Annotated in this window: 13 protein-coding genes and 4 pseudogenes; 9 read left to right on the top strand and 8 right to left on the bottom strand. The window is 64.0% G+C overall.

Annotated features, from left to right (window positions below; all coding sequences use genetic code 11):
• The first annotated feature begins 5 nt into the window (after positions 1-5).
• Positions 6-497 carry a DUF305 domain-containing protein gene (locus tag ACNQVK_RS04175; RefSeq protein WP_016895265.1) on the top strand — a complete coding sequence of 164 codons (492 nt, stop codon included), beginning with the start codon at positions 6-8 and terminating at the stop codon, positions 495-497.
• A 21-nt stretch (positions 498-518) separates the two neighbouring features.
• Entirely contained in the window at positions 519-647 is a 129-nt protein-coding gene (locus ACNQVK_RS04170; RefSeq protein WP_255789124.1) for a hypothetical protein, read from the top strand.
• Between the two features lie 79 nt (positions 648-726).
• Here ACNQVK_RS04170 and ctaD read toward each other — a convergent pair whose 3' ends face one another.
• The 3 genes from ctaD to ACNQVK_RS04155 all read right to left on the bottom strand — a co-directional run bounded on the left by ctaD (position 727) and on the right by ACNQVK_RS04155 (position 4,072).
• Positions 727-2,424, bottom strand: coding sequence for a cytochrome c oxidase subunit I (ctaD, locus tag ACNQVK_RS04165; protein WP_025997232.1), 1,698 nt, complete (start codon positions 2,422-2,424; stop codon positions 727-729).
• Between the two features lie 185 nt (positions 2,425-2,609).
• On the bottom strand, positions 2,610-3,650 hold the full coding sequence (locus ACNQVK_RS04160) for a cation diffusion facilitator family transporter (protein ID WP_016895268.1): 1,041 nt from the start codon (positions 3,648-3,650) through the stop codon (positions 2,610-2,612).
• On the bottom strand, positions 3,647-4,072 hold the full coding sequence (locus ACNQVK_RS04155) for an ArsR/SmtB family transcription factor (RefSeq protein WP_198528231.1): 426 nt from the start codon (positions 4,070-4,072) through the stop codon (positions 3,647-3,649). The genes ACNQVK_RS04160 and ACNQVK_RS04155 overlap by 4 nt, the downstream gene beginning before the upstream one ends.
• A gap of 280 nt (positions 4,073-4,352) precedes the next feature.
• On the opposite strand from ACNQVK_RS04155, the gene ACNQVK_RS04150 reads away from it, so the two are divergent.
• The 4 genes from ACNQVK_RS04150 (at position 4,353) to ACNQVK_RS04135 (ending at position 6,134) form a co-directional block, all read left to right on the top strand.
• Positions 4,353-4,661 carry a hypothetical protein gene (locus ACNQVK_RS04150; protein WP_052584168.1) on the top strand — a complete coding sequence of 103 codons (309 nt, stop codon included), beginning with the start codon at positions 4,353-4,355 and terminating at the stop codon, positions 4,659-4,661.
• Positions 4,661-5,101, top strand: a complete 441-nt coding sequence (locus ACNQVK_RS04145) for a hypothetical protein (protein ID WP_052584159.1) — start codon at positions 4,661-4,663, stop codon at positions 5,099-5,101. Before ACNQVK_RS04150 ends, ACNQVK_RS04145 begins: the two co-directional genes overlap by 1 nt.
• Positions 5,034-5,639: an alpha/beta hydrolase-fold protein gene (locus tag ACNQVK_RS04140; RefSeq protein WP_025997234.1), complete on the top strand. Its 606-nt coding sequence runs from the start codon at positions 5,034-5,036 to the stop codon at positions 5,637-5,639. Before ACNQVK_RS04145 ends, ACNQVK_RS04140 begins: the two co-directional genes overlap by 68 nt.
• A gap of 162 nt (positions 5,640-5,801) precedes the next feature.
• The gene (locus tag ACNQVK_RS04135) at positions 5,802-6,134 is read left to right on the top strand and encodes a zf-TFIIB domain-containing protein (protein WP_079261741.1); all 333 of its coding nucleotides are present in this window, start codon (positions 5,802-5,804) and stop codon (positions 6,132-6,134) included.
• Positions 6,135-6,534: 400 nt separating this feature from the next.
• Here ACNQVK_RS04135 and ACNQVK_RS04130 read toward each other — a convergent pair whose 3' ends face one another.
• Positions 6,535-6,852, bottom strand: a complete 318-nt coding sequence (locus ACNQVK_RS04130) for a hypothetical protein (RefSeq protein ID WP_235621854.1) — start codon at positions 6,850-6,852, stop codon at positions 6,535-6,537.
• A gap of 490 nt (positions 6,853-7,342) precedes the next feature.
• Here ACNQVK_RS04130 and ACNQVK_RS04125 point away from each other — a divergent pair, with 490 nt between their 5' ends.
• The gene (locus ACNQVK_RS04125) at positions 7,343-9,628 is read left to right on the top strand and encodes a SulP family inorganic anion transporter (protein WP_025997235.1); all 2,286 of its coding nucleotides are present in this window, start codon (positions 7,343-7,345) and stop codon (positions 9,626-9,628) included.
• Here ACNQVK_RS04125 and ACNQVK_RS04120 read toward each other — a convergent pair.
• A pseudogene (locus ACNQVK_RS04120) lies at positions 9,629-9,769 on the bottom strand (hypothetical protein); the annotation flags it as partial.
• 238 nt (positions 9,770-10,007) lie between these two features.
• On the bottom strand, positions 10,008-11,327 hold the full coding sequence (locus ACNQVK_RS04115) for an IS256 family transposase (protein WP_016894482.1): 1,320 nt from the start codon (positions 11,325-11,327) through the stop codon (positions 10,008-10,010).
• Positions 11,328-11,797: 470 nt separating this feature from the next.
• Here ACNQVK_RS04115 and ACNQVK_RS04110 point away from each other — a divergent pair.
• Positions 11,798-11,962, top strand: a pseudogene (locus ACNQVK_RS04110) (IS256 family transposase); the annotation flags it as partial.
• On the opposite strand, the pseudogene ACNQVK_RS04105 reads toward ACNQVK_RS04110, so the two are convergent.
• Positions 11,959-12,267 (bottom strand): annotated as a pseudogene (locus ACNQVK_RS04105) (IS21 family transposase); the annotation flags it as partial. The pseudogenes ACNQVK_RS04110 and ACNQVK_RS04105 overlap by 4 nt on opposite strands.
• Before the next feature lie 232 nt (positions 12,268-12,499).
• Between ACNQVK_RS04105 and ACNQVK_RS04100 the strand changes: the two are divergent.
• Positions 12,500-12,766 (top strand): annotated as a pseudogene (locus ACNQVK_RS04100) (transposase); the annotation flags it as partial.
• Positions 12,767-13,062: 296 nt separating this feature from the next.
• On the opposite strand, the gene ACNQVK_RS04095 reads toward ACNQVK_RS04100, so the two are convergent.
• Positions 13,063-13,257, bottom strand: coding sequence for a DNA cytosine methyltransferase (locus ACNQVK_RS04095; RefSeq protein ID WP_016895274.1), 195 nt, complete (start codon positions 13,255-13,257; stop codon positions 13,063-13,065).
• Positions 13,258-13,348 lie beyond the last annotated feature (91 nt).

The following is a 13,348-nucleotide window of genomic DNA, read 5'->3' as shown; positions in this document are numbered from 1 at the left end:
GGGTCTTGGCCGATCCCGGGTGGATCGCCCCGGCGTCCATCGGCCCGCCCACGATGACGGAGGCATCGGTGATTCATCGCTGCGCCGCGGCAGCGGCCGTGTTAGGGGTGGCGAGCTCGGTGCTGGGTTGCGAGCGTTCGGCGCCCGCCGACCGCGGGGCGCCGGCGCCGGTGTCGCTCCCCGCCGGAGAAAGCCATGATCACACCGATGTGCTGTTCGCGCGGGAAGCACTGACGCTGACCGCGTCGGCTGTGGCGGCCAGCGACATCGTTCTCGGTAAACCAGGCATCGACCCCCGGATTCGTGATCTGGCCCGGAGGGTGCGGGCAACCCAAGATGGGCAACCGCGGCAATTGCAGGGTTGGATGCTGCAGTGGGGCTTTACGCCAGCTGCTCCTGCGCCAGTTGCTGGCCCCGGCGCGACATCTGGGCAGGACGATCTCCGCGCGTTGGCCTCCGCGGACCCCGGTACCGCCGGGGCGTTGTTCATCCAATGAATGCTGACGTTCGGAGACTCCGTGACCGCGCCGGCTCAGGAAGAAATCCGGGCTGGCAAGTATCCGCCGGCGATCGCGTTGGCACGCACGATGGTCGCCGACGCCTCACGCGAACGCGCGACGCTGACAGCGCTGCGGGCCAGCCTATGACTGGCCGCCCGCCATCAGCGAAAAACCACCGCCGCAATGCAGGCAACCGCGCCTTAGGCGCGGGCGGGTCGGCTGATTTCTAGTGGTGCGATCGACCGATGTGCGCTTCGGCGCGCATCCGCTCGACCATGTGCGGGTAGTGCAGCTCGAACGCCGGGCGCTCCGAACGGATCCGGGGCAGCTCGGTGAAGTTGTGCCGCGGCGGCGGGCAGCTGGTGGCCCACTCCAGCGAGTTGCCGTAACCCCACGGGTCGTCGACCACGACGGGCTCGCCGTAACGCCAGCTCTTGAACACGTTCCACACGAACGGCAGCGTCGACAGGCCCAGGATGAAGGCACCGATGGTCGAGATCACGTTCAGCGTGGTGAAGCCGTCGGTGGGCAGGTAGTCGGCGTAACGGCGCGGCATGCCCTCGTCACCGACCCAGTGCTGCACCAGGAAGGTGGTGTGGAAGCCGATGAAGGTCAGCCAGAAGTGCAGCTTGCCCAGGCGCTCGTCGAGCAGGCGGCCCGTCATCTTCGGGAACCAGAAGTAGATGCCCGCGTAGGTGGCGAACACAATCGTGCCGAAGAGCACGTAGTGAAAGTGCGCGATGACGAAGTAGCTGTCCGTCACGTGGAAGTCCAGCGGCGGGCTGGCCAGCAGCACGCCCGACAGACCACCGAGCAGGAAGGTGATCAGGAAGCCCACCGAGAACAGCATCGGCGTCTCGAAGGTCAACTGGCCCTTCCACATGGTGCCGATCCAGTTGAAGAACTTGATACCGGTCGGGACCGCGATCAGGAACGTCATGAAGGAGAAGAACGGCAGCAGCACGGCGCCGGTGGCGTACATGTGGTGCGCCCACACCGCGACCGACAGGGCGGCGATACCGAGCGTCGCGTAGATCAGGGTGGTGTAACCGAAGATCGGCTTACGGGAGAACACCGGGAAGATCTCCGACACGATGCCGAAGAACGGCAGCGCGATGATGTACACCTCGGGGTGCCCGAAGAACCAGAACAGGTGCTGCCACAGCAGGACGCCGCCGTTGGCGGGGTCGTAGATGTGAGCGCCCAGGTGGCGGTCGGCGGCCAGGCCGAACAGCGCGGCGGTCAGCAACGGGAAGGCCAGCAGCACCAGGATCGAGGTCACCAGGATGTTCCAGGTGAAGATCGGCATACGGAACATGGTCATACCCGGGCAGCGCATGCAGACCACGGTGGTGACCATGTTGACGGCGCCGAGGATGGTGCCCAGACCACCGACGGCCAGGCCGACGATCCACAGGTCGCCACCCGCACCGGGCGAGTGGATCGCGTCGGTCAGCGGCGAGTAGGCGGTCCAGCCGAAGTCAGCGGCACCACCGGGGGTGATGAAGCCGGCGATGGCGATCATCGCGCCGAACAGGAACAGCCAGAACGAGAAGGCGTTCAGACGTGGGAACGCCACGTCGGGGGCGCCGATCTGCAGCGGCAGCACCAGGTTGGCGAACCCGAACACGATCGGGGTCGCGTAGAACAGCAGCATCACCGTGCCGTGCATGGTGAACAGCTGGTTGAACTGCTCGTTAGACAGGAATTGCAGTCCCGGCAAGGCCAGCTCGGTGCGCATGAACAGCGCCATCAGGCCACCGATGAAGAAGAACACGAAGCAGACGACGCAGTACATGATGCCGATCAGCTTGTGATCGGTGGTGGTGACCAGCTTGTAGATCAGGTTGCCCTTGGGTCCCATACGCTCCGGGAACGGGCGACGAGCCTCGAGTTCTCCGATTGGGGGCGCTTCGGCTACCAACAGATCCTCCAAATGCAGTGCTCTTGTTGTTAGGCACCCGCGCCAGCGCGGGGTTGGCGTCTCTCAGACGCTGGCGTGAGGGTCTTCGGCCCCGGATCGATCAACCCTACCCGGCTGTGTCGTACGTTGCGTCACGGTTGCCAAGGTCGGCGTCTGCCCACCGTGTGGCGCCTGCGCGGCCGAGGTCAGGGATGTGCGCCGACCTCGTGGTCAGAGTGGCCCGCGGGCTCAAGCTGCAGCGTGGAGTGTTCCACGTCGAAGTGGCCGATCAGGCAATCTTGCAAGGTGTCGAGCAGTTGCGGGGCATGGCTGTCAGTGAAGCAGGCCTGCTCGATCACGATATGTGCTGACAGAGCGGGCAAGTCTGAAGTCAGAGTCCACACGTGCAGGTCGTGCACATCGAGCACATGATCGACACCAAGCAGATGGGCACGAATCTCGTCGAGGTCAATACCTTTCGGTGCACCTTCGAGCAGGACATGCCCGGATTCGCGCAGCAGGCCCCAGGCTGCTTTGAGCATCAATCCCACCACCACCAGGGAGGCGATCGCGTCGGCGCGGGTGAATCCGGTGGTCAGGACGACTACACCGGCGATCGCGGTGCCGATGAACCCGTAGAGGTCGGTCACGATGTGTTGGAACGCGCCCTCCACGTTGAGGCTAGACCGGTTGGCTTTGGCCAGCACCCACGCTGCGACAATGTTGACGACCACGCCGACCAAGGCCACGATCAGCACCGGGCCGCCCTCCACGGCCGGGGGCTTGATGAGCCGCTGAACCGCCTCGACCGTGACGATGCCGGACACCACCAGCAGGGTGATGCCGTTACCGGCCGCTGACAGAATTTCGGCGCGCTTGTAGCCGAATGTCATGTGTCCCTGGGCTGGGCGGGCGGCTAGGTTCATCGCCCACAGCGAAGCGCCGATCGCGCCGACATCGGAGAGCATGTGACCGGCGTCCGACAACAAAGCCAGTGAACTGGACAAGGTCGCCACCACGACCTCGAGCACCATGAAACCGACCAACAGGGCCAGTGCGATCCACAACAACCGGCGGTCAGCGTCGGCGCTGACGCCATGGGAATGCCCACCGTGGCCGCCGTGAGCATGCCCTCTACCGGGCGCGGTCAACTGATCGCCGCCATGACTGTGACCGTCGCTGTCGTCGTGGCCGTGGCTGTCGTCGTGGCCGTGGCCGTGGCTGTCCTCGTGGGCGTCTGTGGTCATCGCGATCCTTGCTGGTGGTGGGGGCGGGGCAGGTCGATGCAGATCTGGTCGATGGCGGTGGTGTGTGCGGTGTGGCTCAGTCCCAGCGCGAGCAGCGTCCGTACGTGGGGGTCGTCGAGGCGGTAGTAGGCCATCCGACCCCGTCGGCTCACGCTAACGATGCGGTTGGCCCGCAACAGTCGCAGGGCATGACTGACGGCCGATTCGGTCATGTCTGAGGTCGCTGCGAGGTCGCAGACACACAGCTCCCCGGCTTCCAACAAACTCACGATCAACCGCAGACGCCCCGGATCGCTCAGCAGAGCGAACACATCGGCCAGGGCCGTGACCGTGGCCTGGCCGGGCATCGTCGAGCGCACCATGGCGACGCGCTCGGCGTCGACTACCCGCAGCGCACACCCGTCCATGTTCGCGACGCTCACCAGTACCCACCTTAAACTGAATATGTATTCAGATGTGCATCCTAGGGGTCCGATGAGGTCCGCGCGACCGGAGCAGCCGGCCCTTTCTCGGCGGCGAGCTGCGTAAGTCAGCTACCCCCCACCCCAAGACACGGCGGTGCCCCACCGTCGACGCCGACCGGCGCGCGGCGTTGACCATGGACCCCATCGGGGTCGGTACGCGCGCCCGTACCATGGCGCCGGTGAGTGTGACCCCGCCGCCAGCTGTTGCGATGCGCGGCCGGAAAGGTTTTCGCCTCTGATGGGTTCGGCTGCGAATCGATTGCTGGACCTGTCCTTGCTCAGCGGGCCGACTCCTGCCGCAATCGCCGCGGCGGGCATGGCAGCCGGTGTGTGGCTGGTTGTCTGGGAGCTACGGCGCCAGTGGCGGACTGCTACGGCGTGCCTGCTGCTAACGGCCGTGGTCACCGCTGTGCTCGGGTTGGTGTTCACGCGGGTATGGCGCCCCTTCCCCGATGAGCTGGATCCGCAGGTGCTGATGTGGGCTGGTGTGGGCGCTCGCCCCACCCAACCCCATGGGAGGGTCTGCTCAGCGTCGCTGCGGTGTTGATGGTTGTCACCGAGTGCGCCAACCAGGTAGATGCTTCCTTCGCCGCCTACGTGACGGTGCGCGATGCATTGCAGATCGACCGGGACGAGGAGATACCGCTGACCGCGCTACCGCCGTCGCGGTCAGCTCCTTCCGACGACGTCCACCCGCTGCTCGCCCGCTGGGATAAACCCGCCGGGTTGCCAGTGCGTGGCACGGTGGCGACCGCGCTCATTCCGGGCGCGATTTCCGAATTCTCCGGCCGTCCCGCCGAAATCTATTTGCCTCCAGCGTATTTCAATGATCCGCGGCCTCAGCTGCCAGTGCTCGTGCTCATCGCCAGCCAGCCCGGCGGCCCGCGGGATTGGCTCAGCGGGGGGTCTGACTGCGACGATGGGCGGGTACGCCGCACTGCACAACGGGCTGGCACCGGTGGTTGTCATCGCCGATGGCACCGGTAGCCAATTCGCCAATCCGTTGTGTATGGATTCCCGCCGCGGCCGCGCGGCTACCTATTTGGCTCTCGACGTGCCGGCCTGGATCAAGACGCACCCGCAGGTCGACACCGAGCCCCGGGCATGGGCTGTGGGCGGCTATTCCTATGGCGGCACCTGCTCATTGCAGTTGGCCACCAATTTTCCGCTGGTCTATCCGACGTTTTTGGATCTGTCCGGCGACGCCGAGCCGAGCCTGGGCGACCGCCGTGACACGATCAGCGAGCTCTTCGGCGGCGATGGCGCCGCATTCGACCGTGTGGCTCCGCTGACCTTGATGACAACCCACCGCTATCCCGCGACGGCGAGTGCCGTGGTGGTCGGCACCGATGACGCGACCAGCCGCGCCGCCGCGGCGACGGTGATACCGGTCGCCCGCACCGCAGGCATCAACCTCGAATTTCTCGAGCTGCCCGGCGGGCGCAACTTCAAAGTATGGACCAGTGTGCTGGCACGAGAACTCGAATCGATCACCACCAGGCTCGGACTCGACGCCGACCCCTGACCTCTCAAGCAGTTGCCACGTGTGCAGCTCGCCCCGCGCGTGAAACTCCCTGGCGCCGCATTGATCACGGCACCACAGCTGCTGGCCGCTCCGACCCTGGCAAGGTCCACAGGAATGGTTACTGTGGTGACAACACGAATAGAACCGAAGGAGCGACGAACAATGGCTGACAACAAGACGGCGAGGGATGTTGAGTCACCACTGCTGTGCCCGCGATGTGTGTCACAAATGCTGCCGCTGCAGCGATTCGGCGTCACCATCGATCAGTGCACCGGCTGCGGCGGAATTTTTCTCGATCGCGGCGAGCTAGAGTCACTTGTCGAAGCGGAGGGCAGGTTCTACGCCGCCCCGCAACAGCCAGCCACGCCCCAATATGCCCCACAACAATATCCACCGGCCGGCTACGAACGTCCTCGACAGAGCTTTTTCGGCCAATTATTCGGGGACACAGGACGTTACGGTCATCACGGTGGCCACCACGGCGGTCATCACTGATCGCAGCGGAGGGCTCGGGCCGTGACCACCCAAGCCCTCCGCGACGCAGGTCCCGTCCAGGCCGATCGCATCGGCTCGACAACCATCGTCATGGGGCGAGCGAGAGGTGACCGCGGACAATGGGTTTCGCCGCTTAAATGGAACTTTTTCGGCGTCCCGGCCAGCGGCGTGGTGTTTTTTCGCCAGCTCCGCACACGAACACCACTGCCGTGGCGCACCCCGTATTGCGCACTACATTCCGCGTCAGGGCTAGCCGGTCTGTTCGAAAATTTGAGGACCATCAACACGGAGCAGTAACCGCCCTCAGCGTCCAGCCCCCGGCGATCATCGCCTTAAAAGCGTTGCCGCTCCGTCTATCACGTGCCGCGGCCGTACGAATTCCATATCACGCAGGCGGTGATCAGGCTTTGCACATCAGGTCGACGTAGACCGTTGAGTAGCGGCCAGAACTACTGACCCGTCCGGGTATGCGCTGCAACCACGTCCCCTTGATAATCTGGCCTTTCCGCACGGCAGCGACGTTGCATCGACCGATAGCCGCATCTCCGACCTTATTGACAATGACGTTGTAGCCATCGGCCTGCAGCTCGCTAATGGTCTCCGCCGACGACGACTGCGCCGTCGGCACGGCAGCAGCGGACGCGGCCATCGGTATGCCCAATGCCCCGATCAGCGTGGCGGCGGCCACACCCTTGCCAATAGTTCCCGCAACGCGCACCGATGCACATCCTTCGTCGCTACTTGAGCGTGAGCAGTCAGCCAACTCACGTTATGCGCTTCTAACGTAAGCAGTTTCGCTAACGTCGACGCCAAGCTCATGTCGGATACATACAAACTCGACCCACCCACCGGGTATGCCGGCAACGCGTTCCGCCGACCTGTGCGGACTGAAGATATGGGTTCGCTATGGGCTCGCCGCAGCAGTATTGACACCCGGGGCGGGCCGTCAATACGCTCGCGCACAGCAGTAAGACGGCGCATTCAACGCTGACTGTGCTCGATGATTGACCGCATTCCAACATCTTTCACAGACACGCAGATTAAATCCGCTGTCTTGCAACATAGTCCAACGCACGTTGGACGCAGATCGACAGTCACACGGCCTCACTCAACCCAGCGCGGCCGGTAAGCACACTCAGCATCCAACGCGTTGTCCCCGAATACGGACGGGTCCGCCGCCCGGGGCCAACCGACCATGAAGGACGACCATGCTAAGCAAAGTCGACGATCGCTCGTCGCGGACAAACCCGTCGTCGTTCTCTGACGATCGGTCAGTGGGCGCGCGCCTGCGCGACATCATCCGCCACGACGTGCCGGCGTCGCTGGTGGTGTTTCTGGTCGCGTTGCCCTTGTCATTGGGCATCGCCGTGGCCTCCAACGCGCCGATCATGGCGGGCTTGATCGCGGCGGTGGTCGGCGGAGTGGTCGCCGGAGCGGTCGGCGGGTCTCCGCTGCAGGCCAGCGGCCCTGCCGCCGGACTGACCGTTGTGATGGCCGGACTGATCAACCAATTCGGCTGGGGCGTCACCTGCGCGATCACAGTGGCCGCCGGGGCGATACAGATCCTGCTGGGGCTCAGCCGGGTCGCCCGCGGCGCGCTGGCCATCTCACCGGTGGTGGTTCATGCCATGCTAGCCGGGATCGGACTGACCATCGCCCTACAGCAACTGCACGTCCTGTTGGGCGGCACTTCCCGCAGTTCGGTATGGCTCAATCTCACCCAGTTGCCCAATCAGCTGCTCAACATGCACCTCAGCGACGCGTTCATCGGTGCAACCGTGATCGCGATCATGGTCGTGTGGAAACGACTGCCCAGCCGCCTCACCCAAATCCCAGCAGCACTGGTCGCCGTTGTTACCGCCACCGTGCTGTCACTGATCCTGCCGGTCAGCAGCGAACGCATCACCCTCAACGGCTCCATCTTCGATGCCATCGCCCTGCCCAGCCTGCCCGACGGAAACTGGGCCGCATTCGCCACCGGCGTGCTCACCGTGGCGCTGATCGCCAGCGTCGAAAGCCTGCTGTCGGCGGTCGCGGTCGACAAAATGCACTCCGGCCCCAAATCCGACCTCGATCGCGAACTCATCGGGCAGGGCGCGGCCAACATGGTGTCCGGCGCGCTGGGCGGGCTCGCTATCACCGGGGTCATCGTGCGCAGCGCCACCAACGTCGCCGCCGGCGCCAAGACCCGCGCATCGACGATCCTGCACGGCATCTGGGTCCTGCTGTTCTCCGTCCTACTCCTGGGCGTGGTGCAACAAATCCCCAAAGCCGCCCTGGCTGGTCTGCTGATCGTCATCGGCGCGCAACTGGTCAAGCTCGCACATATCCGTCTCGCCCATCGAACCGGGGACCTGTGGGTCTACGCCAGCACCATCGCCGGTGTCCTGTTCCTCAACTTGCTCGAAGGCGTCCTCATTGGACTGGCCGTGGCCGTGGGCCTGGTCCTGTGGCGGGCGGCTAGCGCTGTGATCTATGCCGAACCGGTCAGCTCTCATACCGGCACCGATTGGCACCTGGTCATCGAAGGAACGTGTAGCTTCCTCGCACTGCCCAAGCTCTCGGGGGTGCTCGCCACCGTGCCCCCCGGATCGACAGTCAGAATCGAACTCACCGCCGACTACATCGATCACGCGGCGGCCGAGGTCATCGAAGAATGGGTACGCCGGCACCAGCAGTCCGGCGGGATCATCCTCATCGACGATATCGGCGCGGCCGCCCTGGCCGCATCCACGCAACAACCCCCACGACGTCACGTGCGCGCCGCCCTCGCCCACGGCCTGGCCCCCTGGAAAACGCGCCAACCCACCAACGACAACGCCGCAGCCACGCCCAGCGACATTCCCGCTGGTCTGCGCCCGGTGCTCGATGGAATCTCGCACTACCACCGGCGGCAAGCACCCCTGCTGCGTGAGCACCTGCAGGATCTGCACACCGAGCAACGACCCACATCGTTGTTCATCGCCTGCTCCGATTCACGCGTCATGCCCAACATCATCACCAGCAGCGGACCCGGCGACCTCTTTACCATCCGAAACATCGGCAATCTGATCCCCGAAGACCACTCCGACGACTCGATCGAAGCCGCCCTCGCCTTCGCCGTCGAAAAACTGGATATCGGATCGATCATCGTGTGCGGTCACTCGGGATGCGCCGCGATGGCAACCCTGCTCGACAACAGCTCCGGGGTTTCAGACTCCATCTACGACTGGCTCGGCCACGCCACGCCCACCATGCTGGAATACCAGGCCGACCACCCCGTAGCCCGGGCGGCACAGGCGGCTGGATTCGATACTGCCGCAGACCAACTCGCCATGGTCAACGTCGCTATCCAGATGCGTACCCTCCGCCAGCACCCCCTCCTGGCAACCGCCATGCGCGCCGGAAACCTACACGTCGTCGGGCTGTTCTTCGACATCGCATCAGCACAGGTATGGCACATCACCACCGACGGCATTAGCGAACACGACGCAGCCGTCACCACTATCCGCTGACCCGTACGGGCCCAAGGCAGCAACACCACCGGCGATCCACACCCCGCCGCGGTGCTCACGGACGCCCTGCCACACCAACCAGGCGCCACCAATCTCTGCGATCGCCGCGACCACGAACAACACCACCGATCGCGCCACCATCGTTTGATGACCTTAGGCGAGCCGGTCAGTAGAAGAACAGCCGGCACGATCCCCGGCGCAGGCACGCAATCACCGAGGCATCGGCGGTCACGTAGCGACGAACCGCACGTCAATACTGGTTGCGCATCGCTATAGCAGCACTCCCAGCGTGGGTTGCTGTCAGGGGTGGGGACTGTGGATCTAACGGTGTTTCTGGCCTGACACGGAGTAATTGTCAATACCTGTGGATTGGTGTTTTTCAGGCGACCTCCGTTCCGGTCGGGGTGGCCGGGTTGTCGGCCGGTTCGGGTGGGGTGATGTCGACGGGTCGTTCGAGCAGTTTGCCTTTGTGGAACACCGCTCCGGCCCGGACCAGGGCGACCAGGTGCGGGGCGTTCACCGCCCGCCAGCGGGCTTGTGCGGCGTCAATGAGCTTGTAGGCCATGGCGATACCCGCCGCGCGGGAACCCGGCCCCTTGGTGACCTTGGTGCGCAACCGGACCGTGGCGAAGGTCGACTCGATCGGATTGGTGGTGCGCAGATGTACCCAGTGCTCGGCGGGATAGTGGTAGAACTCCAGCAGCACATCGAGGTCGTCAACGATCTTGGCCACGGCCTTGGGGAACTTGGCGCCGTAGTCCAGTTCGAAGGCTTTGACCGCGACCTGCGCGTGGTCGATGTCCTCGGCGCCCGCGATTTCCCGCATCGCCGCGATCGCCCCCGGATGCGCCGACTTCGGTAGTGCGGCAAGGACATTGGCCTGCTTGTGAAACCAGCACCGCTGCTCACGGGTATCGGGGAACACCTCACGGACCGCTTTCCAGAACCCCAGAGCACCGTCCCCGACCGCGAGCACCGGGGCGCGCATGCCACGGCGCCGGCAGTCCCGCAGCAGATCCGCCCACGAGTCCGCTGATTCGCGGTACCCGTCGGTCAGCGCGACCAGTTCCTTGCGGCCGTCGGCGCGCACCCCCAGCATCACCAGCAGGCACAGTTTGTCCTGCTCCAGGCGGACCTTGAGATGGATGCCGTCCACCCACAGGTACACATAATCGGTGCCCGACAGGTCCCGGCGGCCGAACGCGGCGGCCTCGTCCTGCCACTGCGCGGTCAGTCGGGTGATCGCCGGAGCCGAGAGCCCCGCCCCCGAGCCGAGGAACTGCTCCAACGCCGGACCGAAGTCGCTGCTGGACAGGCCATGCAGGTACAGCAACGGCAGCACCTCGGCCATCTGCGGGGACTTACGCGCCCACGCCGGCAGTATCTTCGACGAGAATCGTTGCCGCTCACCGGTTTCCGGATCGACCCGTTTGTCGTTGACCCGCGGCGCCTTCACCTCGATCGCCCCAGCGCCGGTGAGCACCTCCCGGACGTTGTGGTGGCCGTTGCGGACCACCAGCCGGTGCCCATTCTCGTCGACCTGATCGACGAACTGGTCGACATAGGCGGCGACCTCGGCCTGCAAAGCGGCGGCCAGCATCTGCCGGGCACCGTCGCGGACAATCTCATCCAACAACGACCGACCGGCACCGCTGCGGGTGTCGTTGGCCTGCGCGACATCGTGAACTACGGTGAGCACGGGCGTGCCTTCCCAACCAGCGCGCCAACGCCGGTCTTGATCAGAAACGAACTGGACTTGTGATCATCCCCGGGAAGGCGCGCCCACATTCACGCCGCCCTACCAAGGCTCATCCACAGGTTCTGATCATTGCTCCCTGACACGCTGGGCGATGCGCAGATTATCAGTAAGAACATGTTCAAAACGACTCAAATATCTTTATTTTCAAGGCATTTCAATGTAAGATACATGTATCCTAAGATAAATACAGATGATTCTGAGAGTTGAACAAAGTGCCCTCTGTACCTATTGCCATATAGGTAGTGGCGAGTCCCCGATACTGAGTCCACCTGATCTATCCCCGCCGTTTCGAGCCGTGATTATGCGAGTTGAGGGGGGACTGTCCGAACAACGGTGGATCTGATCTTGGTCTGACACGCCGAGCGTGAGCTTGGCGGGGAGGACTGACGATGTCAGAAACACTCGAATCTATGGCGATTGACCTGGATCAACGGCAGCTAGCGGAGCAGCTGCTCGCACAAGCGAAGGAACAAGGCGTCGAGCTGGTCGGCCCGAATGGGCTGCTGAACCAGTTGACCAAGAACGTGCTGGAAACGGCGCTGGATGCCGAGATGGCCGAGCACCTGGGCTATGACGGGGCGTACTCCGGGCGGATCCGAGCCACGTTCTCGGCGAACCAGGAATGCCCGCCCGTCCAGCCCACCCGCTGGGCCAGGACCGTAGCCGGCATCGTCGGATACTGCCCGAGCAGCACTCGCACCGCCATCTCGATCTGCGCCCACGCCGACACCGTCGACGGTGCGCGTTCATACCGTGGTGGCGCCTCAGCACTGATCGCCTTGGCCACAGTGTTCCGCGACAGCGACAGCCGTCTCGCGATCGCAGCCTGCGACAGGTTCTCCGACCGATACAGCCGGCGAATCTCCGCCCAATCCTCCACAGTGATCACTCTCCAATCAGAAGGGTGCTCACTTTTCGACCGGAACTACCTGCTCACTTTTCAACCGGAGCCGACACAGTATCCGAATTCCGAACCCTCGACGTATGCACCATCGGTAACACCATTACAGATAACACTGACTCCGACAATCACCCGCAAGAGCCAAACCGCTTCGGTAACAGTCGGATACACCATCGAACCAGCTACTGATAACTCGGCGGGAAAGGTCGCCGTGATGACGACACTGGATGATGTGGCCAAGAAGAAGGCTGAGCAGTCCGCAGCGCAGCAGGCAGCCGTCGAGCTGGTTCGGCTGGCCCAGGAGAAGGGCCTGTCGCTGACAGGTCCGGAGGGGCTCCTCAAACATCTCACCAAGACGGTCCTGGAGACCTCGCTGAACGAGGAGATGACCGAGCATCTCGGCTATGAGAAGCACGACCCTCCCGGGCGGGTTCGGGTCGGCTTTGCGCAGCGCACTGTCGTGGGTGCCGCGGGTGGCCACCGGCTCGATCGGCAGCCGGCCGGTGGTGCCAGCCCCGGCGATCGCTTCCCGGTGCACGGCGCGAGGCCTTGTCGAGCAACACGCAACCGTCCTGCCAATCGGCTGGTCACGAACCGAGCTGCACCGATGCACAGGCGCCGCCGACTGATCTCCCTCACGACAAAGTCCGAGTGGCAACCTGTCCGAGGCGTTAGATCGCCACCACCGTTGCGAACGCTGGCTTCACACTTGAATGACCGCGGGTCAGTAGGGGCGACCGAACCGACTCGGTACAAGGTTGGGATAGGTTAGGCTTAAACAGCCGTGAAGTGTCCAAAGAAGGAGATCTTGTATTCGTTGTGGTTGGCCGCGCAGATGGTCGAAAAGCCCGCTTGCGCAATGCCTTTGGTCAATCCTCCGAAGCCGGAGAAGAGGTCGACGGCGACCAGGTCGTCGTGCGAGAAGCGGCGCTTGCCGAGGGCCGGGCGGTATTCGGCGATGGAAGTCATTGGTGTGTCCCCTCTTTCGTCCCGGTCACTCTCACCGGGTGTTACTTATAGTCTACAGTCAATGTAGACTATAGGCAACATGCTAGAGGGG

It is taken from the genome of Mycobacterium sp. 134, assembly GCF_048282715.1.
In the GTDB taxonomy this organism is placed as follows: Bacteria; Actinomycetota; Actinomycetes; order Mycobacteriales; family Mycobacteriaceae; genus Mycobacterium; species Mycobacterium septicum.
This window is presented reverse-complemented; position numbering and strand designations above follow the sequence as displayed.

Bases quoted from the DNA above. Each gene is read 5' to 3' on its own strand.
- ACNQVK_RS04095 (WP_016895274.1), bottom strand. From the start codon at position 13,257: ATGACTTCCATCGCCGAATACCGCCCGGCCCTCGGCAAGCGCCGCTTC.
- ACNQVK_RS04125 (WP_025997235.1), top strand. From the start codon at position 7,343: ATGCTAAGCAAAGTCGACGATCGCTCGTCGCGGACAAACCCGTCGTCG.
- ACNQVK_RS04160 (WP_016895268.1), bottom strand. From the start codon at position 3,650: ATGACCACAGACGCCCACGAGGACAGCCACGGCCACGGCCACGACGAC.
- ACNQVK_RS04145 (WP_052584159.1), top strand. From the start codon at position 4,661: ATGGTTGTCACCGAGTGCGCCAACCAGGTAGATGCTTCCTTCGCCGCC.
- ACNQVK_RS04150 (WP_052584168.1), top strand. From the start codon at position 4,353: ATGGGTTCGGCTGCGAATCGATTGCTGGACCTGTCCTTGCTCAGCGGG.
- ACNQVK_RS04140 (WP_025997234.1), top strand. From the start codon at position 5,034: ATGGGCGGGTACGCCGCACTGCACAACGGGCTGGCACCGGTGGTTGTC.
- ACNQVK_RS04135 (WP_079261741.1), top strand. From the start codon at position 5,802: ATGGCTGACAACAAGACGGCGAGGGATGTTGAGTCACCACTGCTGTGC.